23 protein-coding genes and 1 riboswitch are annotated in these 23,210 nt (G+C 43.2%); of the genes, 11 read left to right on the top strand and 12 right to left on the bottom strand.

Annotated elements, in window-relative coordinates; all coding sequences use genetic code 11:
• The first annotated feature begins 604 nt into the window (after window positions 1-604).
• Both V6C27_09460 and V6C27_09465 read left to right on the top strand, forming a co-directional pair.
• Entirely contained in the window at window positions 605-2,050 is a 1,446-nt protein-coding gene (locus tag V6C27_09460) for an amino acid permease (GenBank protein MEG6616639.1), read from the top strand.
• Window positions 2,051-2,230: 180 nt separating this feature from the next.
• Window positions 2,231-2,566, top strand: coding sequence for a hypothetical protein (locus V6C27_09465; protein ID MEG6616640.1), 336 nt, complete (start codon window positions 2,231-2,233; stop codon window positions 2,564-2,566).
• Between the two features lie 268 nt (window positions 2,567-2,834).
• On the opposite strand, the gene V6C27_09470 is transcribed toward V6C27_09465, so the two are convergent.
• The 3 genes from V6C27_09470 to V6C27_09480 form a co-directional block, all read right to left on the bottom strand.
• Window positions 2,835-3,470: an NlpC/P60 family protein gene (locus V6C27_09470; protein MEG6616641.1), complete on the bottom strand. Its 636-nt coding sequence runs from the start codon at window positions 3,468-3,470 to the stop codon at window positions 2,835-2,837.
• A riboswitch (cyclic di-AMP (ydaO/yuaA leader) is annotated at window positions 3,471-3,597 on the bottom strand.
• A 194-nt stretch (window positions 3,598-3,791) separates the two neighbouring features.
• The gene (locus V6C27_09475; GenBank protein ID MEG6616642.1) at window positions 3,792-4,409 is read right to left on the bottom strand and encodes a chromate transporter; all 618 of its coding nucleotides are present in this window, start codon (window positions 4,407-4,409) and stop codon (window positions 3,792-3,794) included.
• A 274-nt stretch (window positions 4,410-4,683) separates the two neighbouring features.
• The gene (locus tag V6C27_09480) at window positions 4,684-5,370 is read right to left on the bottom strand and encodes a GntR family transcriptional regulator (protein MEG6616643.1); all 687 of its coding nucleotides are present in this window, start codon (window positions 5,368-5,370) and stop codon (window positions 4,684-4,686) included.
• A gap of 186 nt (window positions 5,371-5,556) precedes the next feature.
• Between V6C27_09480 and V6C27_09485 the strand changes: the two genes are divergently transcribed.
• A complete protein-coding gene (locus V6C27_09485; GenBank protein ID MEG6616644.1) occupies window positions 5,557-6,759 on the top strand; it encodes an MFS transporter in 1,203 nt (400 codons plus the stop codon).
• A gap of 157 nt (window positions 6,760-6,916) precedes the next feature.
• Here V6C27_09485 and menG read toward each other — a convergent pair whose 3' ends face one another.
• Window positions 6,917-7,627 carry a demethylmenaquinone methyltransferase gene (menG, locus tag V6C27_09490; GenBank protein ID MEG6616645.1) on the bottom strand — a complete coding sequence of 237 codons (711 nt, stop codon included), beginning with the start codon at window positions 7,625-7,627 and terminating at the stop codon, window positions 6,917-6,919.
• 181 nt (window positions 7,628-7,808) lie between these two features.
• On the opposite strand from menG, the gene V6C27_09495 reads away from it, so the two are divergent.
• From V6C27_09495 to V6C27_09515, 5 genes are read left to right on the top strand one after another with little or no spacing between them, the layout of a single operon-like run.
• Complete coding sequence (locus V6C27_09495; GenBank protein ID MEG6616646.1) at window positions 7,809-8,783, top strand: efflux RND transporter periplasmic adaptor subunit; 975 nt, start codon at window positions 7,809-7,811, stop codon at window positions 8,781-8,783.
• 9 nt (window positions 8,784-8,792) lie between these two features.
• A complete protein-coding gene (locus V6C27_09500; GenBank protein MEG6616647.1) occupies window positions 8,793-9,674 on the top strand; it encodes an ABC transporter ATP-binding protein in 882 nt (293 codons plus the stop codon).
• On the top strand, window positions 9,671-10,585 hold the full coding sequence (locus V6C27_09505) for an ABC transporter ATP-binding protein (protein ID MEG6616648.1): 915 nt from the start codon (window positions 9,671-9,673) through the stop codon (window positions 10,583-10,585). The genes V6C27_09500 and V6C27_09505 overlap by 4 nt, the downstream gene beginning before the upstream one ends.
• The gene (locus V6C27_09510; protein MEG6616649.1) at window positions 10,582-11,691 is read left to right on the top strand and encodes an ABC transporter permease; all 1,110 of its coding nucleotides are present in this window, start codon (window positions 10,582-10,584) and stop codon (window positions 11,689-11,691) included. Before V6C27_09505 ends, V6C27_09510 begins: the two co-directional genes overlap by 4 nt.
• Before the next feature lie 19 nt (window positions 11,692-11,710).
• Window positions 11,711-12,277 (top strand): TetR/AcrR family transcriptional regulator, encoded by a 567-nt coding sequence (locus tag V6C27_09515; protein MEG6616650.1) that lies wholly within the window; start codon window positions 11,711-11,713, stop codon window positions 12,275-12,277.
• 1 nt (window position 12,278) lies between these two features.
• On the opposite strand, the gene V6C27_09520 is transcribed toward V6C27_09515, so the two are convergent.
• The 6 genes from V6C27_09520 to V6C27_09545 form a co-directional block, all read right to left on the bottom strand.
• Window positions 12,279-13,565: a 4Fe-4S dicluster domain-containing protein gene (locus tag V6C27_09520; GenBank protein MEG6616651.1), complete on the bottom strand. Its 1,287-nt coding sequence runs from the start codon at window positions 13,563-13,565 to the stop codon at window positions 12,279-12,281.
• 122 nt (window positions 13,566-13,687) lie between these two features.
• Window positions 13,688-13,912, bottom strand: a complete 225-nt coding sequence (locus tag V6C27_09525; GenBank protein ID MEG6616652.1) for a hypothetical protein — start codon at window positions 13,910-13,912, stop codon at window positions 13,688-13,690.
• 164 nt (window positions 13,913-14,076) lie between these two features.
• A complete protein-coding gene (locus V6C27_09530) occupies window positions 14,077-15,642 on the bottom strand; it encodes a methyl-accepting chemotaxis protein (GenBank protein ID MEG6616653.1) in 1,566 nt (521 codons plus the stop codon).
• A gap of 257 nt (window positions 15,643-15,899) precedes the next feature.
• Window positions 15,900-16,613, bottom strand: coding sequence for a SprT family zinc-dependent metalloprotease (locus V6C27_09535; protein MEG6616654.1), 714 nt, complete (start codon window positions 16,611-16,613; stop codon window positions 15,900-15,902).
• The gene (locus tag V6C27_09540; GenBank protein MEG6616655.1) at window positions 16,610-17,467 is read right to left on the bottom strand and encodes a radical SAM protein; all 858 of its coding nucleotides are present in this window, start codon (window positions 17,465-17,467) and stop codon (window positions 16,610-16,612) included. The genes V6C27_09535 and V6C27_09540 overlap by 4 nt, the downstream gene beginning before the upstream one ends.
• Window positions 17,468-17,601: 134 nt before the next feature.
• A complete protein-coding gene (locus V6C27_09545) occupies window positions 17,602-19,494 on the bottom strand; it encodes a methyl-accepting chemotaxis protein (GenBank protein MEG6616656.1) in 1,893 nt (630 codons plus the stop codon).
• 317 nt (window positions 19,495-19,811) lie between these two features.
• Here V6C27_09545 and V6C27_09550 point away from each other — a divergent pair, with 317 nt between their 5' ends.
• From V6C27_09550 to V6C27_09560, 3 genes are read left to right on the top strand one after another with little or no spacing between them, the layout of a single operon-like run.
• On the top strand, window positions 19,812-20,054 hold the full coding sequence (locus V6C27_09550) for a FeoA family protein (GenBank protein ID MEG6616657.1): 243 nt from the start codon (window positions 19,812-19,814) through the stop codon (window positions 20,052-20,054).
• Between the two features lie 12 nt (window positions 20,055-20,066).
• Window positions 20,067-20,855, top strand: a complete 789-nt coding sequence (locus V6C27_09555) for a FeoB small GTPase domain-containing protein (GenBank protein ID MEG6616658.1) — start codon at window positions 20,067-20,069, stop codon at window positions 20,853-20,855.
• Complete coding sequence (locus tag V6C27_09560; protein ID MEG6616659.1) at window positions 20,852-22,240, top strand: nucleoside recognition domain-containing protein; 1,389 nt, start codon at window positions 20,852-20,854, stop codon at window positions 22,238-22,240. Before V6C27_09555 ends, V6C27_09560 begins: the two co-directional genes overlap by 4 nt.
• Window position 22,241: 1 nt before the next feature.
• Here V6C27_09560 and V6C27_09565 read toward each other — a convergent pair whose 3' ends face one another.
• Together V6C27_09565 and V6C27_09570 are read right to left on the bottom strand one after the other, a co-directional pair.
• Window positions 22,242-22,664 carry an iron dependent repressor, metal binding and dimerization domain protein gene (locus V6C27_09565; GenBank protein ID MEG6616660.1) on the bottom strand — a complete coding sequence of 141 codons (423 nt, stop codon included), beginning with the start codon at window positions 22,662-22,664 and terminating at the stop codon, window positions 22,242-22,244.
• 56 nt (window positions 22,665-22,720) lie between these two features.
• The gene (locus tag V6C27_09570; GenBank protein ID MEG6616661.1) at window positions 22,721-23,191 is read right to left on the bottom strand and encodes an ATPase P; all 471 of its coding nucleotides are present in this window, start codon (window positions 23,189-23,191) and stop codon (window positions 22,721-22,723) included.
• Window positions 23,192-23,210 lie beyond the last annotated feature (19 nt).

Below are 23,210 nucleotides of genomic sequence, written 5' to 3' on the forward strand. Positions count from 1 at the left end.
GTGTTAGGCATGCCGCCAGCGTTCGTCCTGAGCCAGGATCAAACTCTCCATAAAATTTCTTTATGAATAAGCTGATTTAGCTCATTATTATCAACGTTTTGCATGTGTTGCTTTATTTAGGCTCAATAAATTGAGCCTCTACAACATCCATCTCTTACTGTTTAGTTTTCAAGGATCTGTTTCCATTTGTAGCCGCCATTTCATTGGCGACGTGTTTTAGTTTAGCATTATTGTCGAATTAAGTCAATAGCTAATTTCTATATTTTTTAATTCGTTGTTGCATACCGCCCTCAGCGGCGGCGCTTTATTAATTTAACACTTATCAACTATCAATGCAAGTGGTAATTTACAACTTTATTTGCTTTCTTTAGAATGACTTATTATTATATCTCGCAACTATAATATCTAACCAATTATTAACAGGTATTTAGTGTTCAATTTGCATAAAAAATATTTTATGCTAGGGCATTATACAGCAGGAACGATAAACCACACGTCGAATTATCATTACTTGTTTGCCAGGTTTGGCTAAAATTTTGGGGGTGTTATTACGAAACATTCACCGGCCTAGGCACATGCTAGGCTAAGAAAGGAGAATGACATTATGTCAGTAAAAGAGAGTGAGTTATTGACCGGGGTTGCTGCCACCGGCACAGACCTGCAGAGAGGTTTAAAGTCAAGGCATCTGCAGTTAATTGCCCTAGGAGGTATCATTGGCAGTGGTTATTTTTTAGGTACCGGATATGTGATCGATTCGGCAGGCCCGGCTGCTTTCTTAGCCTATTTATTAGGTGGGTTAATTGTACTTTGTGTAATGTTGTGTATGGGAGAATTGGCAGTGGCTATACCCATCTCAGGTTCTTTTGTTACCTATGCCCATGATTTTATTTCGCCCGCTTGGGCGTGCGGTGTGGGCTGGTCTTATTGGTTAACATGGGTAACCTATGTACCAGCAGAAATGATTGCCGCAGGGATTATAATGAATTTCTTTTTTCCGGGTCTCGGCACCCTTGGCTGGGCCATTGTATTTGGTTTAATTATTACAGTAATTAATTTGTCTTATGTTGGTACCTTTGGCGAAATGGAATTTTGGCTTTCTATTATTAAAATAATGGCTATTTTAATGTTTATTGTTATTGCCGTCCTGATATTTTTGGGCCTAATCGGCAATGAAGGGTTTCTCGGCACCTCAGTACTGCTGGGTGACGGTGGATTTACTCCCAATGGCAGTTGGGCAATATTATTAACCATGGTAATTATCTTAGTTAATTTTCAGGGATCAGAGATTATTGGCCTGGCGGCAGGGGAAAGTAAAGAACCAGAAAAAAGCATTCCCATCGCCATTAAAAATGTCACTTGGCGGATTATCGCCCTTTATGTAATTCCTGTACTTTTACTGGTGACTATTTTCCCTTGGAAACAAGCTGGTTTAGAAGAAAGCGCCTTTGCCGCAGCCCTTAATTCCTATGGCTTTAAGTGGGCCGGCGGATTGTTTTCCTTTGTGGTATTAACCGCTGCTGTGTCTTGTTCCAACTCCGGTCTCTATGGCTGTACCAGAGCGGTCTACGCTTTGGCTAGAGAGGGAATGGCCCCCCGCTGGTTAGGAAAACTAAACAAAAATGGGGTGCCACAAAATGCAACTTTACTGTCCATCGCCGGCTGTTGGGTTGGGGTAATTGCTTACACCTTTGACACCAGCGAAACTATTTTTACTTACCTACTGGCTTTATCGGGATTTACCGGCGCCATTGCTTGGATCTCTATTTGTTGGTCACAGCTTAAATTCCGCCGTCGTTTAGAAAAACAAAATTATGATACCAGCAAACTTAAGTACCGGACACCATTTTTCCCGTACCTTACTCATTTTGCAATTTGGGTTCAAGTGGCCTGCCTAGCGGTAATTGCCTTTAACCAAGATTTGCGGGCCTCGTTCTTAATTGGTCTACCCCTCTTTATCTTGCCAATGATTTGGTACAAAATTTGGGGTCATAAGCTAAAGCCCATGACAGAGATTCGCAGAGTTAAATATGAGGATATATATAACGATTAAAAATAAGAGGAGCACGGCAATTAAACTAGCCTGCTCCTTCCTTTTATGCGTAATTGTTTATGGGATGAGAACTTGCTGGCCGATATATCCTTCCGTAATATTTGGCGTCGGTAACTGGGCATGATAAATTAAGGATCACAAAGGCTTTAGGATAACATAATATTTTAGGAGGTATAGCCAATGCGATTGGTTGCCAGATTTAAAGATAAAAAGCAAGTAAATTTTTTGGTGGATAGTTTGGAAAGGGGCGGCTTTAACCGGGACGACCTGATCATCAGTGACCTGCAGAGTACCGAAACCCACCCTTTAGGCAGTGCCGATGAGGTGGCAGAGGAAGTAGCCTTTGTTAAAAGGGAAAGCGATAGTCTGTGGAACACCGCATCCTATGGTGAAGATTTTCCAGCATTAGCGGGTAAAAACGGCACCATTGTGGCGGTGGAACTGCCCAAACACGATGTTACCCGGGTACAACAAATGATGGAGGATGCCGGTGCCGACGAAATAATAAAAGACTAGTGAAAGGCTACGCCTTATAATTAACCTTTGTTCGTTCTCAGCCGGTGGCGCACGTCCTATGCGCCACCCTGCCTCTGACAACCTCCTTCGCTAACTTCGGTTCGCTGCGCCACTATATGTCGTTCGCTACCTGCAGCAGGTGCCGGTTTTTTCAATTAACCTTTTATCTAAAAAGCAAAGGCAAAAGGCACCTGGGTTTTGTTATTAACAATATACAAAGGGGCGGTTGCAAAGTTTTGCAACCGCCCCTCTAGTTTCGTTTAAATTTCTACGGCATTACTCGGCTAAAACCGAGTAAACGTGGTCCCCAGTAAGAATCATAAACACTTGATATAGCAATGCCTTTACTGGAGCTGGAATGGATAAAGCTACCATTACCTAAGTAAATACCCACATGATTAATTGAGCCGCCAGACTTAAAGGCTACCAAATCCCCAGCCTTGGCCTCATCGGCAGAAACACCTTGTCCATGATGATACTGCGAAGATGCCGTACGCGGCAAGTCAACATTGAAGTTGGCAAATACATATTGGGTGTAACCAGAGCAATCAAAACCACTGGGTGATGAACCACCACCCCGATAGGGTGTACCAATAAATGACTTAGCATAGTCAATTATTGCCTCGGTACGACTGCCGCTTCTTGAGGCCACTTGTGTTGTGGCCGGAATAGCCGCAGATCCATCTTTACTGACTATTAAAGTTTGACCAGGACGAATCAAATCAGATGTCAAATTATTTAACGAACGGATATTATCTACTGTGGTGCCATAGCTTTGAGAAATCTTCCAAAGTGAATCTCCATTTTTAACAGTGTATTGGGTATCGGCAAAAGAAACATTTGGTAACAGACAAAAAGAAACCCCCATTGCAATAGACGCAATAAATAATTTTGACTTTAACATGTTGCCCCACTTTCCACACCTACGAGGTTAGCTGACGGGTTAGGGCTGAAAGTGTAGCCCTTTGCCTAAGCAATTCACCCCCACAATTGGGTTCCCCCGTTTCCTAAGAATTCGGCGTTAATTTTTTCATATTTATCCTATAGTTACCTTGTTATTTATTTTACAAATTTCTTATTCATTAGTCAAGCAACTGACGATTTAATTTATTAAATTATTACACACCTCCCTTTTTTCCAACTTTTTACATATAAATTTGCAAATATTTACTTCAATTTATATTAGATAAAAATTATCTTTATGTTACCAAATAATGCCAAAAAATTATTTATTAAAGAAAAAAAATCCAAACACCATTGAAGCTACAATTAATATAATGGGATGAACTTTAAAATAGAAAATGAACACCAATGCCACTAACCCAATAATCCAGGTAACCGGAACCGGAAAGGATTTAACTCCCATTTCCCAGGCCACTTGAATTAATAACACCACCACCACCGGACGAACTGCCTTCAACATGCCAGTCATTTGCGGCGTATCTTTGTATTTAAAATAAAGACTAGCCAGTGCCAGCATGGCTACAGCGGTGGGCACCACAGTACCAACTAAAGCCGCGGTTGCTCCCCAAAAACCAGCAATTTTATAACCCACATAGGCTGACATTTTGGTGGCAATGGGACCGGGCAAGGCATTGCCCATCGCCAACGCGTCGGTAAACTCTTCGGTACTCAACCACTTGTAATGATCAACCACTTCCTGCTGAATCAAAGGAATTACACTGGGCCCGCCCCCAAAGCCAAACAGGTTAGCGCGGCCAAAGGCCACAAACAGTTGCCAGATTACCAAATAAAAAGGTACTGCAGCTACTGCCGCCACCGCCGCAGTTTTGACGCCAGTATTTTTTTGTTCGGTCTGTTTATCGGTTTTTTCAGTGACCATCTCTCTTCCTCCTTTGTATACGAATGTACTTTTAGAAATTAGGTGGGTATTTGTAAAAAATTAATTTAAGCTATGTATTCTCACTAACACAGGTGGATTTTGCCTTTGCTTTCAAAACAAAGGTTATTTTAAAAACCCGACACTTGCTGCAGTAAGCGAACGACATATAGTTGAGCAGTGAACCGAACTTAGCGAAGTAGGCCGGCGGAGGCAGGGTGGCGCATAGGACGTGCGCCACCGGCAAACTAGCCATCCAAAATTCATAATTCATAATTCAAAATTGCCCCTTATCCAATGTGCTGAAATAGGCCTTTTTGGAATTTTCAATGTGCTCTCTGGCTAAGCGCTCGGCCAAATCGCCATCCTTCAGTTTCAAGGCTTCCAGCAATCGACGGTGTTCTTTATTGGCTTCCTCTATCCGTCCGGGCTTAGAGTAGCCCACCCGGGCATACCTAACTACATAATCCAACAGCGTGGTGATCATATCATACAACCTAGCACTGCCGGCGGCTTTATATATTAAATCGTTAAATTGTCGGTGGAATTTCTCTAGACTATCCAACTCTTTGCGTTTGAAACTTTCTTCAATAGACCTTAACAACTTTTCCAACTGCGCTAATTGGTCTGGGCTGATTCTTTCGGCTGCCATTCTGGCGGCTAAGCCCTCTAGCACCGCCCGAATGCGATATATTTCCAGCACTTCCGATTGATTTATTTCGGTAACCACCACGCCGATTCTTGGCAAATGGTATACCAAACCCGCCAATTCCAACATGCGAATGGCCTCCCTAACCGGAGTTCTACTGACCCCAAATATCTGGGCCAGCTTGCGTTCAATTAACCGCTCTCCTGGCTGCAAAGCCCCATCAAATATAGCCCGCCGCAGTTGTTGATAGACTTTGTCCCGCACCTGTGACTGAGGCTCATCAATAATCGGTTTTAGCTTAAAACCATCAACCATAACATCACTCCTTGGTATATGGTATACCATAATTATTGCTAATATTTTATTCTTTGTGTGATAAATTTGCAATAATAATTTAAAACCTGAGCAATCTAAATTAGGTGAATATTGTTAAAAAAGGATCTGACATTTTATTCGCGAATATTTATTTGTTCTAATTGATTTACATGGAGGTTAAATATTTTGAGTGACAACAAAACTAGCATCAGCAGCAAAATGCACCCTAAAGTACTGATGTTGCTTTCGGCAGGTCACTTGGTCACCGACATGGCTGCGGGGGCACTGCCGATACTACTGCCGATAATTCAAAGCGGTTTAAATTTATCCTATGGCGCAGCAGGTTTTATATCCCTGGTTTTTAATTTTAGTTCTTCAATTATCCAACCCCTTTTGGGCTTTTGGAGCGATAAGGTAAAATCTCGGTGGCTGTTACCGATGGGTTGTTTATTATCCATGTTCGGGTTAGCCCTAGCCGGTGTTGTTTCATCCTACGGACTGGTTTTAGCGGTTGTTTTAATTAGCGGTTTGGGTTCAGCATCCTATCACCCCGAGGCATCTAAAGTAAGTCGCTTGGCCAGCGGGCATCGGCTTACCACCGGCATGTCTCTCTTTACAGTTGGCGGTGCACTGGGAGCAGCACTGGGGTCATTAATTATGGCTCAACTTTTAAATATCTATGATCGGCAGGCCAGCGCCTATTTTATCATCCCTGGCATCATGATGGCCGTTTTATTTTTTTTATTGAATAGTAAACTGCCGGATGACCCACAGCCCACCGGTAAACATAACATTAACGTAAAAATCCAAGTACCTAGGCGGGTAATTGTTTCACTGGTGATTCTAATCTTGGTAATTATTGTCCGATCTTGGACACAGGCAGGGTTAACTTACTTTATGCCCCTTTATTTTGTGAATTATCTTGGGGAAAGCCCAGCCTACGCCAGCACCTTTTTGGTTTCATTTATGATTGCTGGTGCAGCGGGCACTGTTATCGGTGGGCCACTGGCCGATTATTTTGGCCGCAAAAAATATTTAGTTGGTTCAACGGCAATACTAATCCCGTTGTTGTTAATAATTAAATTTGTCACTGGTTTTTGGTTAATGGTAACGCTATTTATTACTGGTATGGTCATCGTTTCCACCATGGCCACCACCGTGGTGATGGGACAAGAACTGTTGCCCCACAGAATTGGTGTAGCCTCTGGCTTAATGACCGGTTTCGCCGTGGGAATGGGTGGTCTAGGGGTAACCTTTTTGGGAACCATTACCGACATCTTTGGCGCCCCCACTGCCTTTACGGCATTGTCCCTGTTTCCAATATTGGCGTTTATTTTAAGTTTGTTTTTACCAAACGATAACGATATTAGGAAAATAAATAAGTTGTAGTTTTTGTAAAATTTGCAGGAATTTTACTAACTATGTCGAATTATACAATTAGGAAATTATTAATTTAATTTTTTATTACAAGTATTTCCCTCTAAATAATTACTGTTTGAATTACTGTAATGTAATACAAAAAGAGAGGCCCGACGCCTCTCTTCTCTTATTTTTCTGGCTTAACCCCCATATGCATTGCTGCCACGCCACCATCATAGGGTTTAACTTGCACATCCACCAGCCCGGCATCGCGGAACATCTGTGCCAATTCGTCCCGGCCGGGAAATTCCTTAGCGGACTCCTGTAACCAGGAATAATGACCGTAATTTTTAGCCAGTAATTTGCCAAAAAGCGGCATGATATAACTGAAATAAAAATAGTACAGCTGCCGATATCCGGGAATTGTCGGTTGGGAGGTCTCCAAGCAAACCACCTTACCACCGGGTTTGGCCACCCGTTGCATTTCCTTTAATACCTGCATATAATCCGGTACGTTGCGCAAGCCAAAGCCAATGGTTACATAATTAAAGCTATTGTCGGCAAAGGGCAACTCCATGGCATTGCCATGGATTAATTCAACATTCTTTAATCCCTTATCCTGAACCTTGTCTTTTCCCACCTTGAGCATGTTCTTACTGAAATCTAACCCTTTTACCTCACCACTGGCGCCCACCTGTTCTGCTAAGGCAATGGTCCAATCGGCAGTACCGCAACAGACATCCAGCGCCCGCTGGCCCCTTTGCACATCCATCCGTTTCATGGTGTCCCTACGCCAAGCCAGGTGACGCTTAAAGCTAATCACCGAGTTCATCACATCATACTTATCAGAAATATCTTCAAAAACAGTATGCACCCGCTGTTCTTTAGACTGCTTCATCTCCAACCCTCTTCCCCATATTATCATCATGTATTATAACATTTTTGCCATCAACTTGCTTTAAATACACATTTCTGCTTGTGGAAAAATGTAGTGAGTGCTATCATAATATCACGGAAACTAAATTTGTTTATTTAGTTTCCTGGTTTTTTAGTTAGTTATTAAAGGTGGTGTGTAAAGTATGCAGAAAAAAATTGCTGGCTCATTGGTTGTGGTAATGGTACTTGTCACATGCTATTGGGGTTATCACCACTACTCAAATGGCCAAACCAAAGCACTGACAGCCTCTGGCACCATTGAAGCCACAACGGTGCAGTTGGCTGCCAAAGTTGCCGGCACCATTGAAAACATCAGCGTAGAGCCAGGGGATTTAGTGAAAAAGGGTCAAGTGGCAGCTAAAATTAGCCGTAACGACCTGGTGGCCCAAAGGGAACGGGATGCCCTGGCAGTACTAAAGGCCGAAGCCCAACTGGCAGATTTAACCTCCGGCTCCCGGCAACAAGAGGTTACCGCAGCTGAGGCCAATGTAAACATTGCCGAAACCAATTATCAAAAGGCACTGGCAGACTACCAACGGGCGGAGCAACTATTTAACGCAGATGCTTTAGCCCAAGCTGAATTTGAAAAGATTCAGTCCCATTTAAATTTAACCAAAAATCAACTGACTGCGGCCAACGCCAAGTTAAGTTTAATGCGAGCGGGCAACCGGGAAAACATCATCAAAGCGGCACAAATGGAAGTGGAACGCAACCGGGCCATATTAAAAGCCGCTGAGTCCCAATTGGCAGACACTAAAATAATTAGCCCCATCAACGGCACAGTTTTAACTAAGAACTTCGAGGTGGGCGAGTTTGCTCCCCTTGGTGCCTCCATTGTCACGGTGGCAGATCTAGACAATATGTGGATTAAAGTATATCTACCCACCGACGATTTACCCCAAATTAAGTTGGGGCAAAGGGTGCACTTTACCGTCAGTGGCAGCCCAGAACAATACAATGGCACCATTATGGAAATTGCCTCCAAAGGGGAATTTACACCCAAAACCATCCAAACCAAAGAGGAACGCACCAACATTGTTTACGGAGTAAAAATCAAAGTGAATAATCAACAAGGTGTGTTAAAACCTGGCATGCCGGCCGATGTCAGCTTTAATTAAGGTGATGACATGATTAATGCCAACAATCTATCCAAAACCTTTGGTGCAATAAAAGCGGTACAAAATCTGTCGCTACAAATTAATAAAGGGGTAATCTTTGGCTTGGTGGGGCCAGACGGGGCCGGCAAAACCACGCTGCTGCGAATGATTTGTGGTTTAATTACTCCAGATAGTGGAACCCTGACTTTGGCAAAGGGTATCAGTTTTGGCTACATGCCCCAAAGGTTTAGCCTCTATGGGGATTTAACGGTGATGGAAAACATCAACTTCTTCGGGGCCATGTATGGGTTAACTAATAAAACCATTACCCAGCGGGCGGACGAAATACTGACGCTGACAAACCTAATCCAGTTTAAAAACCGCTACGGGGATAACCTTTCCGGCGGTATGAAACAAAAACTGGCCCTAACCTGTGCCTTAGTTTCCCGCCCCACTTTACTGGTGCTGGATGAGCCTACCTATGGTGTTGACCCCCAGTCCCGAAAAGAATTTTGGAAAATACTGTACCAACTGAATCAAGAGGGTTTAACCATCGTTGTTTCTACGCCATACATGGATGAAGCAGAGTTATGTACCAAAGTGGGTTTCATTAACAACGGCATTTTGAGAGCGGTGGATTCACCACAGCATTTTAAAAATACCTTTCGCTATCAAATTTTACAGGTTAAGACCACTACCAAAGACCCGGAAGTATTTAACGACCTACCGGGGTTAATTAATGCCAACTTTTACGGCAACAAATATCATTTAACCATGATTAGTGGTGATAACGTTAAGCATATTACTGATTACTTAGCTGGCAAAAACATCACATTGCTGTCGCTAAAACAAATCCCACCATCTATGGAAGAGGTTTATGTTTCTTTGGCCGAAAGCGAGGTGACCACATGAACTATGTAGTGTCTACCAACGGCTTGACCAAAAGGTTTGGGGACTTCACCGCAGTCAACAACTTGACCATTAATATCAAACGGGGAGAAATTTACGGTTTTTTAGGCCCCAACGGTTCCGGCAAGTCCACCACCATCCGCATGCTGTGCGGCATTTTGCAGCCCACTTTTGGCTCTGGTCGGGTACTGGGGTTGGACTTGCTGACCGAAGCAGAAAAGATTAAAACCAAAATCGGCTACATGTCCCAAAAATTTAGCCTTTATGATGATCTGACAGTCCAGGAGAATTTAAATTTTTATGCCGGCCTGTACAGCATTTCCCCCAAAAAGAAAAATACCCGCATCGAGGAAATGATTGCCATGGCCCAACTGACCGGGCGGGAAAAGGAACTGGTGGTTAATTTAAGTGGCGGTTGGAAACAACGGTTGGCGTTGGGCTGCGCCATCATTGCTGAACCGGATATTTTATTTTTAGATGAGCCCACCAGCGGCGTCAGCCCCACCAGTCGCCAATTGTTTTTTAACATTATTCAACAGTTGGCCAACCAAGGCACCACTGTGATGGTCACCACCCACTTCATGGATGAGGCCGAGCGTTGCGATAACATAGCCTTTATCGCCGCTGGCAACTTAATTGCTGAAGATTCTCCGGATAATCTAAAACAAAGGGTGATTAAAGATATTTTGGTGGAGTTGGCGCTGCCTAACCCGATGGAAAGACTGGCAGAAATAGAAGGGCTGCCTTATGTAAAACAATGTTCCCTTCACGGCTCGCTACTGCATGTATATGTGGACAGTGAAGAAAATTTAACCCAGTTAGAGAGTTACACCGGCATTGAGGCCCAGCGAATTACACCTTCGTTGGAAGATGTCTTTGTCAGCTTGGCTACCCAAAAGGGAGTGAGACTATGAGCAGAATTCTGGCCATTCTGCGGAAGGAAATTTTACAAATGAAGCGGGATCGACTGACCATTGGTTTAGTTTTTATGTTACCTTTGGTGCAGTTGCTGCTCTTTGGCTTTGCCATTCAAACCGAGGTTAAACACATTCCAACGACGGTGTTTGATCAATCACTGTCCATGGAAAGCCGGGAGATGCTGGAGGCCTTTAAAGCTTCTGGTTACTTCGATGTTACCAATACTGCCGCCAGTTACACCGAGGTCAACCAAATGATTGACAGCGGAGTGGCTCAGGTGGGGATTGTTTTTCCGCCGGACTTTGCCGAAAGGGTGGCCCGGGGAGACACAGCCGCAGTACAGATACTGGTGGATGCCAGCGATAGCATGGTGTCGTCAACGGCCATTGCCACTGCCAATTCCATCGGCCTGTTAAAATCCCAAGAAATCATTGCTCAGCAAACCGGAGTGGCTAAAGTTCCATACGATATCAGAGTGCGTCCCTGGTACAATCCCGATGGCATCACCGCCTATTATATGGTGCCCGCCATTTTAGGCATCATTGTCACCATGACCATGGTGATGATGACCTCAATGGGCATTGTGCGGGAACGGGAGCGGGGCACATTGGAGCAGCTACTGGTGACCCCCGTTAAGTCCTACCAACTAATTATTGGCAAAATTATACCCTACATCGCTTTGGGCTATGTGCAAATTACAGTGGCTTTGCTGGTGGGGGTGGTTATCTTTCAGGTACCCATTAGGGGTAGCTTGTTGCAGTTATACCTGTTGACGTTATTTTTTATTACAGCATCATTGGGCATTGGCATCTTAATCTCTAACATCGCTAAAAACCAAATGCAGGCCATGCAGATGTCCTTTTTCATTCTGCTTCCCAGCATCATGTTGTCCGGTTTTTTATTCCCCATCGCTGCCATGCCTCAGTTTATTCAATATCTCAGCAATATCATTCCATTAACCTATTACCTCACCATTATCCGGGGAATAGTATTAAAGGGCATTGGTTTTTCCTATCTAGTACCCCAGGTGATGGCGTTGTTGACCTTTACGGTGGTGTTGCTGGGACTGAGCATTGTTAAATTTAAAAAGAAAATTGCCTAGCGTTAAAGGGGTAAGATATATGGATACAAAAACTAAAATTACACAAGCATTTAGAGAATTGGCCTATGAACGGGGGTTTTATAACGCCACCGTTGATGAATTGGCTAAACGCAACAATATTAGTAAACGCACCATTTACAAACACTTTAACAGCAAAGAACAACTGATTGGCACAGTAATACAACAGTTTATAGCAGAAACAGAGGCACAGGTTGATCTGCGTTTAAACAGTGCTGACAACCCGATAGAAAAAATTACTGCCTTAGCTAGATTAGTACCGGAAAGATTAACGCTGTTAAATCCCTTAATGCTACGGGATTTACAAATCCACTACCCACAAATATGGGACCAAGTGGAACAATTTCGCGCCGAAAAGCTGAAACATATCGTTAACATACTGATGCAAGGCAGCCAACAGGGGTATTTTAAAGAGATCAATCCGGTGATCGTGACGGCTTCTCTGCTGGCCACCGTGAGGGCAGTCATCAATCCCATCTTTATTTTAGAAAACAACCTCACCATGGATCAAGCCTTTAATGCAGTCTTTGATACCTTTTTATATGGCATTGTCAAGAATAACCAGTAGGTTACTGAGCCCGTTCCTTCACCTTGGCGGCAATGGTATTCAGAAACACCGAGCGCACCGATTGGGCGGTCAGTAAGTTTTTAACCGGCGGGGAGTTTTCTATTAAACTGGCAATGCGTCCCAAAGCCCGGTGGCTGAGACGACTGGGATCATCAAAAAGATAATTAGATAATTTACCCCGCTCAAGGGCCATCATAATAATTTTGTCAAAGGTGGTTTCCGGGGTAAACACCCGCTTGGAGCGCGGTTTCATGTTAATGGCACCGCGCTTACAGGCGCCATAACAAACCCCACAACCTAAACACAGGTCGGTGTTGCTGGCGGCAAACCGCTTTTTCTGTTCTCCCATTATCCGTTCTTCAATGGTAATAATGTTTAGCGGACAGGCCTGTACACAGGCGCCGCAACCCACACATCTCTCGCTGTCAATTTCCATAATCCAGTTGGATGACACAATGGCATTGTTTAAATTAAAGGTTTTCATCGCTTTAAACATGCCACAGCAGCAACCACAACAATTACAGATATAACTGACGTTTTTTTGTACGTTATCACCGGTTTGAGCCAAACCAGCTTCTTTACACTGTTGAAATATTTCTAAGGCTTTGCCCACTGAGATTTGCTCCGCCAAGCCGTTCTTGATCAAAATATCCGCACCGTTGTTTAACGTCAGACAAGTCCTTTGGGGGCGATCACAGGCTGACCCGTGGTGCTCTGCCTTATGGCGACAGGCACAAAGGGAGACTCCGATTTTACTGGCCGAAGTAATGATGTTACTGGCCCGCTCCCAATCCAAAATTTCGGAGTAATTTTCCTCCGACAACGCCTCTTCACGCACCAGTGACCGACCAACTTGGGTTTGGCCGGCAAATACCCCCCGGGCAAAATCACCCTCACCCAGCATATACTCTTCAAAGAGGTGCGCCAATTCTTTCAGCGGTAAATCATCCCTGGTGCGCATAAAGGTAAACTCAAAGAAGCCGATCACCACCGGTGCCAACACCACATAACGGACACCTTTGTGTTCGGCATCAAAAACTAAGCCCCGCTGGGCCATTTCACTGACCTTATCCTCCAATTCGTTAAGCGGCATACCAGTTTTCTTAGCCAACACCGTGATGGGCGTTGGTCTTAGAGGAATTTGCCTAGCAAAATTGGCTTCGGAGGGTGTAAAAAGTAGTTTTAAAATCTTAATAAAAACCGGTGAATAGGGCGCCCCCTCCACGCAATGATCTAACCGCCTTTGTAATAACTCAAATTCCCGATCCCCGCTGTGTACATGGCCCATTTATTTCCTTCCTTTCAAACATCAGTGTATTTTTATCATTATATCGTCAAATAAAAAAATATAAACCTCACTGATGGTGAGGTGGGTTGGGGAAGTTATTTATTTCACAAACCTAATTAAAATTAACTCCGCGTGATGACTGTTGTTTGGCTAGACTGTTTAAGTGGCGGTTGACTATTTGCCACCGTTTTAACTTTGGATTTATTGGCTCCAAAGAGCATTGACCATGGCTTTTGCATTAAATAGAAAACACCAACCATTAAACAATAAAGCCCAAAGACTACGCTATAAAGGATCACTGCAAGTAATGCTGCTAATACTGTGAAAGCCAATTTAAACTTTTTCATTACACTTACCCCCTTTCCTTATTATTGCTTGAGACTATTATATAGCATTTCAGCAGGGATTGTGATATATTTCACATTTTTGCAATAGCAAAATAATAAATAAAATTCTGGTAAAATCTACAATTAAAAAGCAAGGGTATTTACTTCCCTTGCTTAGTAGTTAATTATAATTTGAATTTAGCAGTTAACTCCTGTAGTGAAGCCGCTAACTGACTGAGACCTTCCACCGATGAAGCCACTTCCTCCATGGTGGCATTCTGTTCTTGCGACACCGCTGCAACATTTTGTACCGCTTGGGTTATTTCTTCAATATTAGTTGTTTCTTTTTCAATCCCCATCGTCATCCCTTTGACGTTGTCAATAATCTGGGTAAACAGTTGGCCCACCTCGTTCATTACTTGGATGCCATGTTGAGCATCATCGGCACTGCTGTCGATGGTGGCCACTGCTTTATCGGATTCGCTTTTCATATTAGCAATTAACCTATGTATTTCTTTAGCAGCATTGCCGGACTGCTCGGCCAGTTTTCTGACCTCTTCTGCCACCACAGCAAAGCCTCGGCCCTGTTCGCCCGCCCGGGCTGCTTCAATGGCTGCGTTAAGGGCTAACAAGTTGGTTTGTTCCGCGATGTTGTTAATTAAATCGACAATTTGCGTTATTTCGTTGGTTGCACCGCTTAATTCATTGATTACTTTCCCCATGTCGGCGGTGGCCTTTTCAAAGGAAACCATTTGTTGTTGCACCCGGCCTAACCCTACACTGCCCTGATCAGCGTGCTGGTTAGCTTTTTGCGCGTAATCACTCAATGACTCAGCTATCTGGGCCATCTCTTCAGATTTTGTGGCCACTTTGTTAATGGTTACTGCCACTTCATTGATACTGGCAGATGTTTGTTGGGTACTGGCAGTAATTTGTTGTGACGAAGTAGCCACAGTGTGTGATTTTTCCACCACATGGGACAACAGATCTCTAATGCTGGCGGTCATTTTGTTTACCGAGTGAGCCAACTGGCCTATTTCATCTTTGTTGGTAACCTCAATTTTCTGGGTTAAATCGCCACCGTTTTCGGCCATGTCATTAATTTTAGCCAACACCTGTTTCAATGGGTTAAGAATACCCTTATTGGAAAACCAGTGAATTAACATTAGCGTTAACAATACGATGAGTACGTTGGCTCCATACATAATCCGAGTTTTTTCAGCAATTATGGCCTCAACATCATCTATGTAGACACCGGTACTGATCACCCACCGCCAAGGTTCGTAGTATTTATGGTACCCCCGCTTAGGGTAAGTTTCTTCGGTTCCCGGTTTAGCAAACCAGTAGTCGCAGTAATAGCCCTCTTGGCCGCTCTTTACCGCCCCATCTATAAATTCTTCAACATACAGCTTACCATTGGCATCCACTTCCCCTTTTCTATTGGTGCCAATTAGCCCTGGGTTAATGGGGTGCATCACCACATTGTAATTGATGTCATCTATCCACAAATAGCCATCCTCAGCATAGCGAATTTCATTAATCACTGCTTGGGCTTGTCTTTGGGCTTCTTCCTTAGTTAGTTCACCATTTATTTCCAAACCTTTATAGTAGGCTAACACTGAATAGCCGCTTTCTACAATATATTTTATTTCTTTGTCCTTCTCGGCATAGATATCACGTTCTACCGCAGGAATGATGTAAGCAACGTTCAGTATGGTGAACAATATCACAGGAATGATGCCTAATAGCATTAGTTTGCCTTTAATTTTAATTTTAGCTTCCTCCCTTGACTGTAGGTTGTTGACTTGCTAGAAACTCCTTTGGTAATCACTCCCTTTGTGCATATGTGCAATATAAAATATATACCACATTTAACCAACAAATCCTTTGTTTTATAAACTTTTTTGTAAATAAAATATTAAATTTGTAAAATAGTCTAAATAGTCTGGTTTTTAAATATAAAAGCAAGGTAACCTCTAACAACACTAAAGGTTACCCTGCTTAGGTTTTACCCAATATCTAACTTGACGCCGTGCTCTTTGAGCCAGTTTCTTCTGGCTTGGTAGTCCGGTAATATTGAGGCCACCAACTGCCAAAATTCTTTTGAATGGTTCATTTGCTGCAGATGGCACATCTCATGTACCACTAGATAATCAATAATTGGCAGTGGCGCCATCACAATGCGCCAGTTAAATAGCACTTTGCCAGCCCCGGTACAGCTACCCCACCGTTTCTTTTGTTCTTTAACTTTCACTTCTGTGGGAACTTTCTTTAACCACCGTTGGTGGTGGGCCACCCGCCGTTCAATAATTTGTTGGGCCTGTTGCCGGTACCACAATACCAATGCTTTTCTTATTTGGTTAGCTTCTGCAGTGGGAGTGGTAACTAGCAATTGCTTACCCTGCAACGCCACAAAGGGCTTTTTTATTTTTCGATCTACTTTAATCTGTAAATTATAGTCACTGCCTAAATATAAAAACTGCTCTCCGTCCACATAGGCCTTGGTCGTTAAGTTGCTGGCGACTTCTAACAAGGCTAATTTTTCTATAATCCATGGGGCCTTTAGCTGCAATACTTCGTCAACCCGTTTTGGGGTAGTTTTGAGCGGCACTAGCATTCTCACGGTGCCTGGTTCTTTAATTTGGATTTCCAGCGTTTTGCGCTTCCTATAGATAACTTCACAGGTAATGGTTTGCCCTTGGAGTTGCACCTCTAGCTTCATTGAACACTGATTACCTCATCAATTTCTGACAACAACAACGGTTTATCTTTAGGTAATACTCCCCTTTGGGGTAATAGGTTAAAGGGATGGGTGGTATCAAACACGCAAGGGCCTGGCACATTGATGTGCTCCAACATTAATTTTAGTTCTGCCAGCATCTCCTTCTGGTTCAAGTGATTAAATTGCCCCCGCTGCGCTGCTTCCGCCAGTGGAGTACCTTCAAGAAGTGTTGTCGTTAATATACCCAGCATGTTGGGGTTAATCTGGGTTATTGCCCTAGCAGTGTTTAACGCGTGGGCAGTGGTTCTCTCTTTGCCACCTAAGCCAAGCATGATGGACACAGACAGCTTGATCCCGGCTACCGCTGCCCTTTGTCCCGCTGCCACCATTTCTGCCGCGGTGGCCCCTTTATTTATCGCTGTCAACACCTGGTCATCGCCGCTTTCTATGCCCATATAAAACAGCTTCAACTTGGCATCCTTTAAAGCTGTTAGCTCTGCAGGGGTCTTTCTAATAATATCTTTGGCACTGGCATAGCAGGTGACCCGGGTTAAATTGGGGAATGCCTGGCTTAGCAGCGCCAATATTTGTAGCAATTTTTCTGTGGATAATACTAAGGCGTTACCATCGGCCAAAAACACCCGTTTAATACCTGGCTTGTGGCGAGCCGCCTGTTCTATTTGTTGCCGGATATCCTGCTCACTGCGGATACAGAAGTTAACCTGCCGATACATGTCGCAAAAGGTACAGGCATTGTGGGAGCAACCGGTGGTCACCCGCAAAATAAAGCTGTGGGCCTCCGTGGGAGGCCGATAGACAATGCCTTCTGCCTGATCAAAGACTAATTTTTTCATATTCTATTCACCCCTGGCTGTATGGTATAAAAATATTATATCAAAGATGAACAACCCTTTGGTGGTTCAACAGGTCTTTACAAAATTAAACAGCCTGTGTCAGGTAACTGAACCCAGGCTGTTTATATAACTGTTTAATTACTATCTACATCTTCTGCGGAAGTCACATCATGGTTTTCTTCTATTTTAAAATTATTTACCGCTAGTTTTAATTCTTGGGTCATTGTTGTTAGTTGTTGAATAGCAGCGTTTGTCTGATCACTGATGGCGGACTGTTCTTCGGCAACGGCAGCCATATTTTGAATGCCTGCGGACATTTGTTCAACTGCTGCAGCTGCCTGTTCAACCTTTTCTGCTAACCCGTTATTGATTGAGGTGATTTCGGTAAACATTGCAGATGTATCACTGGCCACCTGAACAGCATGTCGAATGGTTGCTGCCTCCTCTTCCATTGTTTGTACTGTGGTGTTGGCCACATCTTGAATATCACTAATCATTTGCTGAATATCCTTAGCCGCATTGGCCGATTGAGCCGCCAGTTTGCGCACTTCATCAGCGACAACTGCAAAACCTTTGCCGGCGTCTCCCGCTCTAGCAGCTTCGATGGCGGCATTTAATGCCAACAGGTTAGTCTGTCCGGCAATTTGGGTAATAATATCCACAATTTGTCCAATGTTTTGGGTGCGCTCATTCATTTTCTGCACCGATTCACCCACCACTTTAGTACTTTCCACCAACACATTAACTTGCTCTGTCATTTCAGCCATTTTTTCTTGTCCCTTTTGAGCCTTATCGCTGGCATCTTTGGCAGATCCCGCCACATGTTGCACATTCTCCGTTACACTGGCAATGCCTGAAGCCATTTCATTAATGGTGGTAGCAGTATCAGTGGCACCATTATTTATCTGCTCGGAACTGCTGGCAATCTGCTCGCTGGAAGTGGCCAAACGATCTGCGGCTACAACAACTTTATCAACAAGTTCACGGAGCTGTCGGGCCATGGTGTTAAACGATACTGCCAATAAACCAACCTCATCCTTGCCGGTGGCTTCGATGTTTACATTGAGGTTGCCAGAGGCTAATTCCTGGGCGCCATAGGTGACTTCTTTGATTGCCTTAGTTGTTCTATTGATTACCAAGATTGTTACAATAATTGAAAGTACTAATACCACCAGTCCCACAAAAAAACTAATTGATGTTAGCTTTTCCACCTGTTGATAGGCTTCAGCCTGGGATTGTTGAGAAAACACACCCCAACCTGTTAAATCCATATTAGAATAAGCCACTAACCGTTCTTCACCGTCAAAATTTGCACTCTGATAACCACTGCCGCCGTTTAAAGCTTTTTTGACAAAATCATACTGGTCAAATTTCTCTTGTTTCTCAATCAGTTGATTGTCTGGGTGGGCTATTACCACCCCTAGGTTATCAGTTATAAAAGAATAACCTGTTCCGCTACTACTATTGCTTTTTACGAACTCAGTTATGGTATCTAATGCGATATCAATTGCTAAAACAGCTTTTAAACTGCCATCGTCACCTTTTATTGGTGTGGCCACCGTTACCACTGGTTTTTGAGTTGCTTTGGCAATATATACATCGGTAATAATCATTTGGTCCTGGGCAACTGCCTCTATGTACCAAGGGCGCTGTCGAGAATCATAATCTGGTGCCATGTCATGTACTGGATAGCCAACCAAGCGAGCTTCTTCCGGAAAACCATAATAAATTTTTAAAATATCGGGATTACTTTTAATTATCCCTTCAAATAAATCCATAATTTTAGGCTCGTCCACATTTTTCATCATCTCAGTCTCAGCTACGCTGTTAACAATATTAATATTGTTTTTCATAAATAGAGTTATGTCCGCCTTTAAGGCATCGTTTAAAGACTGATTGTCTTGGTTAATTTTGAATTTTAAATCGTCTGCCATTAAGGATGAGCTTATTAACACTACAGAACTTAGACTGACCAACATGGTTAAAGTAATTATTATCACTAGTTTTGTTCTAATACTTTTAAACATTACTTACCCTCTCTCCATTTTTTCTCCTCTGTTTTTTTACCATGTGATATTTACGAGGTGTCATATTGTCCGTTGCAGTTAATATTTAACAATGCTCTGCACATTAACATTGTACAAAATTTTTTGTATTTATTCAACAATTTTAAGAAATATTATTGAAATGATGGTAATTAAATATTCTATGAATGTAACACAATGATAAAAACCATCATAAATTGTTGTTAGCAGTATTAATTAAAACGCCGAGGCTATTTACTAACTAATTGTTAGCTTTAGCTAATTTAATTAATCTCATCTAACAAAAAGGAGATGATGCTATGCCAAACAACACCAATATTATCAGCTTATATGACATACCCATTGGCAAATCAGCGGTTGTTAATTCCATTATTGCCGAAGGCTTAACCAGGCGAAGAATGTTGGATTTAGGATTAACTCCCGGTACAAAGGTGGAGTGTATTCGGGTTAGCCCCACCGGAGATCCCAAAGCCTTTAAAATCCGGGGAGCCACCCTGGCCTTTCGGAAAGAAGAAGCTTGTCAAATATTAGTGGATATTTAAGGGGGAGTAGCAATGGGCCTAACTCACCAAGCATGTGGCAGTGGCGCCACTAAAGAAATTTTTATGAAAGAACATGTATCCAAAGTAGATTATGTGATCGCTTTAGCCGGTAACCCCAACACAGGTAAGAGCACTGTTTTCAATGCCTTAACCGGCCTAAATCAACATACCGGCAACTGGCCGGGCAAAACCGTTGTTCGGGCCGAAGGTAAATATATTAACCAGGGTATGGTCTATAAGTTAGTGGATTTACCCGGTACCTATTCCTTACTGGCTAATTCAGTGGAAGAACAGGTTGCTAGGGATTATTTATGCTTTAGCAAACCAGATGCCACGGTGGTGGTGGTGGATGCAACTTGTTTGGAGCGAAATCTCAATTTAGTATTACAGGTGTTAGAAATTACCCCTAAGGTTATTGTTTGTGTAAACTTAATGGATGAAGCCGAAAGGAAAAAGATTCGCGTGGATATAGATACTTTAGCCAGCGAATTGGGAGTACCGGTGGTACCAACCGCCGCCAGAAATGGTCTGGGTTTAAATAAGTTAGTTACTAAAATAACCGAGGTGACCAAGGGCAACGTTAAACCAAAACCATATGTAGTTAGATACAGCCCTGAGATTGAAAAAGCAATCAATTGGCTACAACCTAAAGTAGAAAAATTAGTGGGCCCAGAGTTTAACAGTCGTTGGTTAGCCCTTAGGTTTTTGGATAATGATCTTACAGTGACAGAAAAAATAAAAGAATATCTCTCCAACGGAAAACATCCCCAAGGAAAAGTTGGAGGTGAAATATTGGCATGAGCCAATTGGTTACCTCTGGTCTAGATGAGTTATTAAATGATGCAAAAAACTTAAGCAAAAACAATGGCAATTTTAACGATGCCATTGTGGTCAATATATATAACAATGCTGAGGAAATCGCCAAAAGAGTGGTCAAACAAAAGGAAAAGCCAAAAATAGATTGGGACAAAACCCTAGATGATATTCTCACCTCCAAGGTTTTTGGTTTTCCATTAATGTTATTGTTGCTGGGGATGATCTTTTGGCTTACCATTTCAGGGGCTAACAACCCATCGGCACTGTTGGCAACGGGCCTGTTTTGGGTTCAAGAAAGGTTGACTGACTTATGCATGGCGCTCAATGCACCCCCTTGGGTTAACGGCTTTTTTGTGGAAGGTGTCTATAGATGTTTAGCCTGGGTTGTGTCAGTAATGCTGCCACCAATGGCCATCTTCTTTCCTTGTTTTACATTATTGGAAGATATGGGCTACTTGCCCCGGGTAGCCTTTAACCTCGATAGATTCTTTAAGGCAGCCGGTACCCACGGTAAACAGGCACTGACCATGAGCATGGGCTTTGGTTGCAATGCCGCCGGCATTATCGCCTGTCGGATTATTGAATCGCCCCGGGAGCGGATGATAGCCATGTTGACCAATAGCTTTGTGCCTTGCAACGGTCGTTACCCGACGCTAATCATGCTGGCCAGTTTATTGATCTTGGGGATGGGCAGTACCATTGGTGCCACCGCGATTGTAGTCGGTGTGGTACTATTAGGCATTGTCACAACACTTTTGGTATCCTGGTTACTTTCAAAAACCCTTTTAAGGGGTATTCCTTCATCATTTACTTTGGAATTACCTCCTTATCGCAAACCGCAGGTGGGAAAAATTATTGTTCGTTCGATTTTTGATCGCACTCTGTTTGTATTGCGGCGGGCCGTTGTGGTGGCCATCCCAGCCGGTGGTATCATCTGGCTACTGGCCAATACTTACGTGGGCGGCTTAAGCATGTTATCCCACTGTGCCAACTTTTTAAACCCCTTTGGCCAACTGTTGGGAATGGACGGATTTATATTGATGGCCTTTATTTTAGGCTTGCCGGCCAATGAAATTGTGTTGCCAATATTAATTATGAGCTACATGGCCACCGGCTCGATGTTAGAATTGGACAGCATGACAGCGCTACATCAATTATTCGTGGTGGAGCATGGCTGGACTTGGCTTACTGCCCTATGTATGATGTTATTCTCACTACTGCATTACCCCTGTGCCACAACCTTGTTGACCATTGCCAAAGAATCAAAAAGTGCTAAATGGACCGCTTTGGCTTTCGCCATCCCATTGGTCGTTGCCTGTTCGGTATGTTTTGTCATCGCCCAACTGGCTAGTGGCCTGGGCTGGGTGTAAACTATCTTTTTCCTTGCTCTTGCTGACAAAACCTTTTATATTCGGTCAGCAAAGTGGGATGCTGCTCAGTAAATTTCACAAAGTTCATAATGGCGGTTAGCGTAGGCAATGATAAATAATGCTCCATTGCCTCCGCTTCCTCAGCCACGTCACAGGCAGAGCCAATTAAAGTTAAAAAGTCTTGAATAATGCGATTTCTTTTAACTAAAAAATGACCAAATTCCTTACCCTTATCAGTTAGCACAATATCTTTATAGCGACGGTAATTTATATATTTAGCCTCGTCCAACCGATGCAATGCTTTAGTTACCGAAGGTAAGCTGACATTAAGACAGGCGGCGATATCCGTTACCCTAACGGTTTCACCCCGTTCACTGATGCGGTAGATCTCTTCTAAATAATCCTCTAAACTGGGAGAAAGCACAGTAAAACCCCCTTTATAATAAGGATATTATTGAAAGGGGGTTTTAGAATGACAATTTATACTCTTAATGTGGCAATCAGTCTTTGGGTATTTAGCAATAATCCTAAGGCATCATTAATGTCCTGCACCACAATATCCGCCTGGATAATTGTTTTGACGGCGGCCCCTTCGTTGCCCATCACCACAATGCCCAAAGCGGCTTTTTTTAACATCAAACTATCGTTAGCTCCGTTGCCAATGGCCACCACACCTGCGGCCCCTAAGGATTCCACAAAGCGCCCTTTTTCTTCAGTGCCATTGGCGCTGGTTAACACCGTCACCTCGCCATCAATATCTTTGCACATCTCAGCAACGGTGCCAAAGGTATCCGCTGTGATGATGTAGACTTTAATCTTCTCAGCCAACAAGTTTAAAGCCGCTTCCACCCCCTGACATAGGTTGCCATCAAAGGCTATGGTGCCATTATAATCAAGCACCAAATGCTTTAAACAAAGACTACCCACACCGGGAACAGCTACGTTAATCAAATAAATCCACCCCACATCG

It is taken from the genome of Peptococcaceae bacterium 1198_IL3148 (genome assembly GCA_036763105.1).
Classification (GTDB): Bacteria; Bacillota; Desulfotomaculia; order Desulfotomaculales; family Desulfohalotomaculaceae; genus JBAIYS01.

What these genes read in the sequence shown, in the direction of transcription:
- V6C27_09495 (MEG6616646.1), top strand. Translation starts at nt 7,809, where the DNA reads ATGCAGAAAAAAATTGCTGGCTCATTGGTTGTGGTAATGGTACTTGTC.
- menG (MEG6616645.1), bottom strand. Translation starts at nt 7,627, where the DNA reads ATGAAGCAGTCTAAAGAACAGCGGGTGCATACTGTTTTTGAAGATATT.
- V6C27_09510 (MEG6616649.1), top strand. Translation starts at nt 10,582, where the DNA reads ATGAGCAGAATTCTGGCCATTCTGCGGAAGGAAATTTTACAAATGAAG.
- V6C27_09535 (MEG6616654.1), bottom strand. Translation starts at nt 16,613, where the DNA reads ATGAAGCTAGAGGTGCAACTCCAAGGGCAAACCATTACCTGTGAAGTT.
- V6C27_09525 (MEG6616652.1), bottom strand. Translation starts at nt 13,912, where the DNA reads ATGAAAAAGTTTAAATTGGCTTTCACAGTATTAGCAGCATTACTTGCA.
- V6C27_09545 (MEG6616656.1), bottom strand. Translation starts at nt 19,494, where the DNA reads ATGTTTAAAAGTATTAGAACAAAACTAGTGATAATAATTACTTTAACC.
- V6C27_09460 (MEG6616639.1), top strand. Translation starts at nt 605, where the DNA reads ATGTCAGTAAAAGAGAGTGAGTTATTGACCGGGGTTGCTGCCACCGGC.
- V6C27_09465 (MEG6616640.1), top strand. Translation starts at nt 2,231, where the DNA reads ATGCGATTGGTTGCCAGATTTAAAGATAAAAAGCAAGTAAATTTTTTG.
- V6C27_09555 (MEG6616658.1), top strand. Translation starts at nt 20,067, where the DNA reads ATGGGCCTAACTCACCAAGCATGTGGCAGTGGCGCCACTAAAGAAATT.
- V6C27_09475 (MEG6616642.1), bottom strand. Translation starts at nt 4,409, where the DNA reads ATGGTCACTGAAAAAACCGATAAACAGACCGAACAAAAAAATACTGGC.
- V6C27_09520 (MEG6616651.1), bottom strand. Translation starts at nt 13,565, where the DNA reads ATGGGCCATGTACACAGCGGGGATCGGGAATTTGAGTTATTACAAAGG.
- V6C27_09540 (MEG6616655.1), bottom strand. Translation starts at nt 17,467, where the DNA reads ATGAAAAAATTAGTCTTTGATCAGGCAGAAGGCATTGTCTATCGGCCT.
- V6C27_09530 (MEG6616653.1), bottom strand. Translation starts at nt 15,642, where the DNA reads ATGCTATTAGGCATCATTCCTGTGATATTGTTCACCATACTGAACGTT.
- V6C27_09515 (MEG6616650.1), top strand. Translation starts at nt 11,711, where the DNA reads ATGGATACAAAAACTAAAATTACACAAGCATTTAGAGAATTGGCCTAT.
- V6C27_09505 (MEG6616648.1), top strand. Translation starts at nt 9,671, where the DNA reads ATGAACTATGTAGTGTCTACCAACGGCTTGACCAAAAGGTTTGGGGAC.
- V6C27_09470 (MEG6616641.1), bottom strand. Translation starts at nt 3,470, where the DNA reads ATGTTAAAGTCAAAATTATTTATTGCGTCTATTGCAATGGGGGTTTCT.
- V6C27_09480 (MEG6616643.1), bottom strand. Translation starts at nt 5,370, where the DNA reads ATGGTTGATGGTTTTAAGCTAAAACCGATTATTGATGAGCCTCAGTCA.
- V6C27_09560 (MEG6616659.1), top strand. Translation starts at nt 20,852, where the DNA reads ATGAGCCAATTGGTTACCTCTGGTCTAGATGAGTTATTAAATGATGCA.
- V6C27_09500 (MEG6616647.1), top strand. Translation starts at nt 8,793, where the DNA reads ATGATTAATGCCAACAATCTATCCAAAACCTTTGGTGCAATAAAAGCG.
- V6C27_09550 (MEG6616657.1), top strand. Translation starts at nt 19,812, where the DNA reads ATGCCAAACAACACCAATATTATCAGCTTATATGACATACCCATTGGC.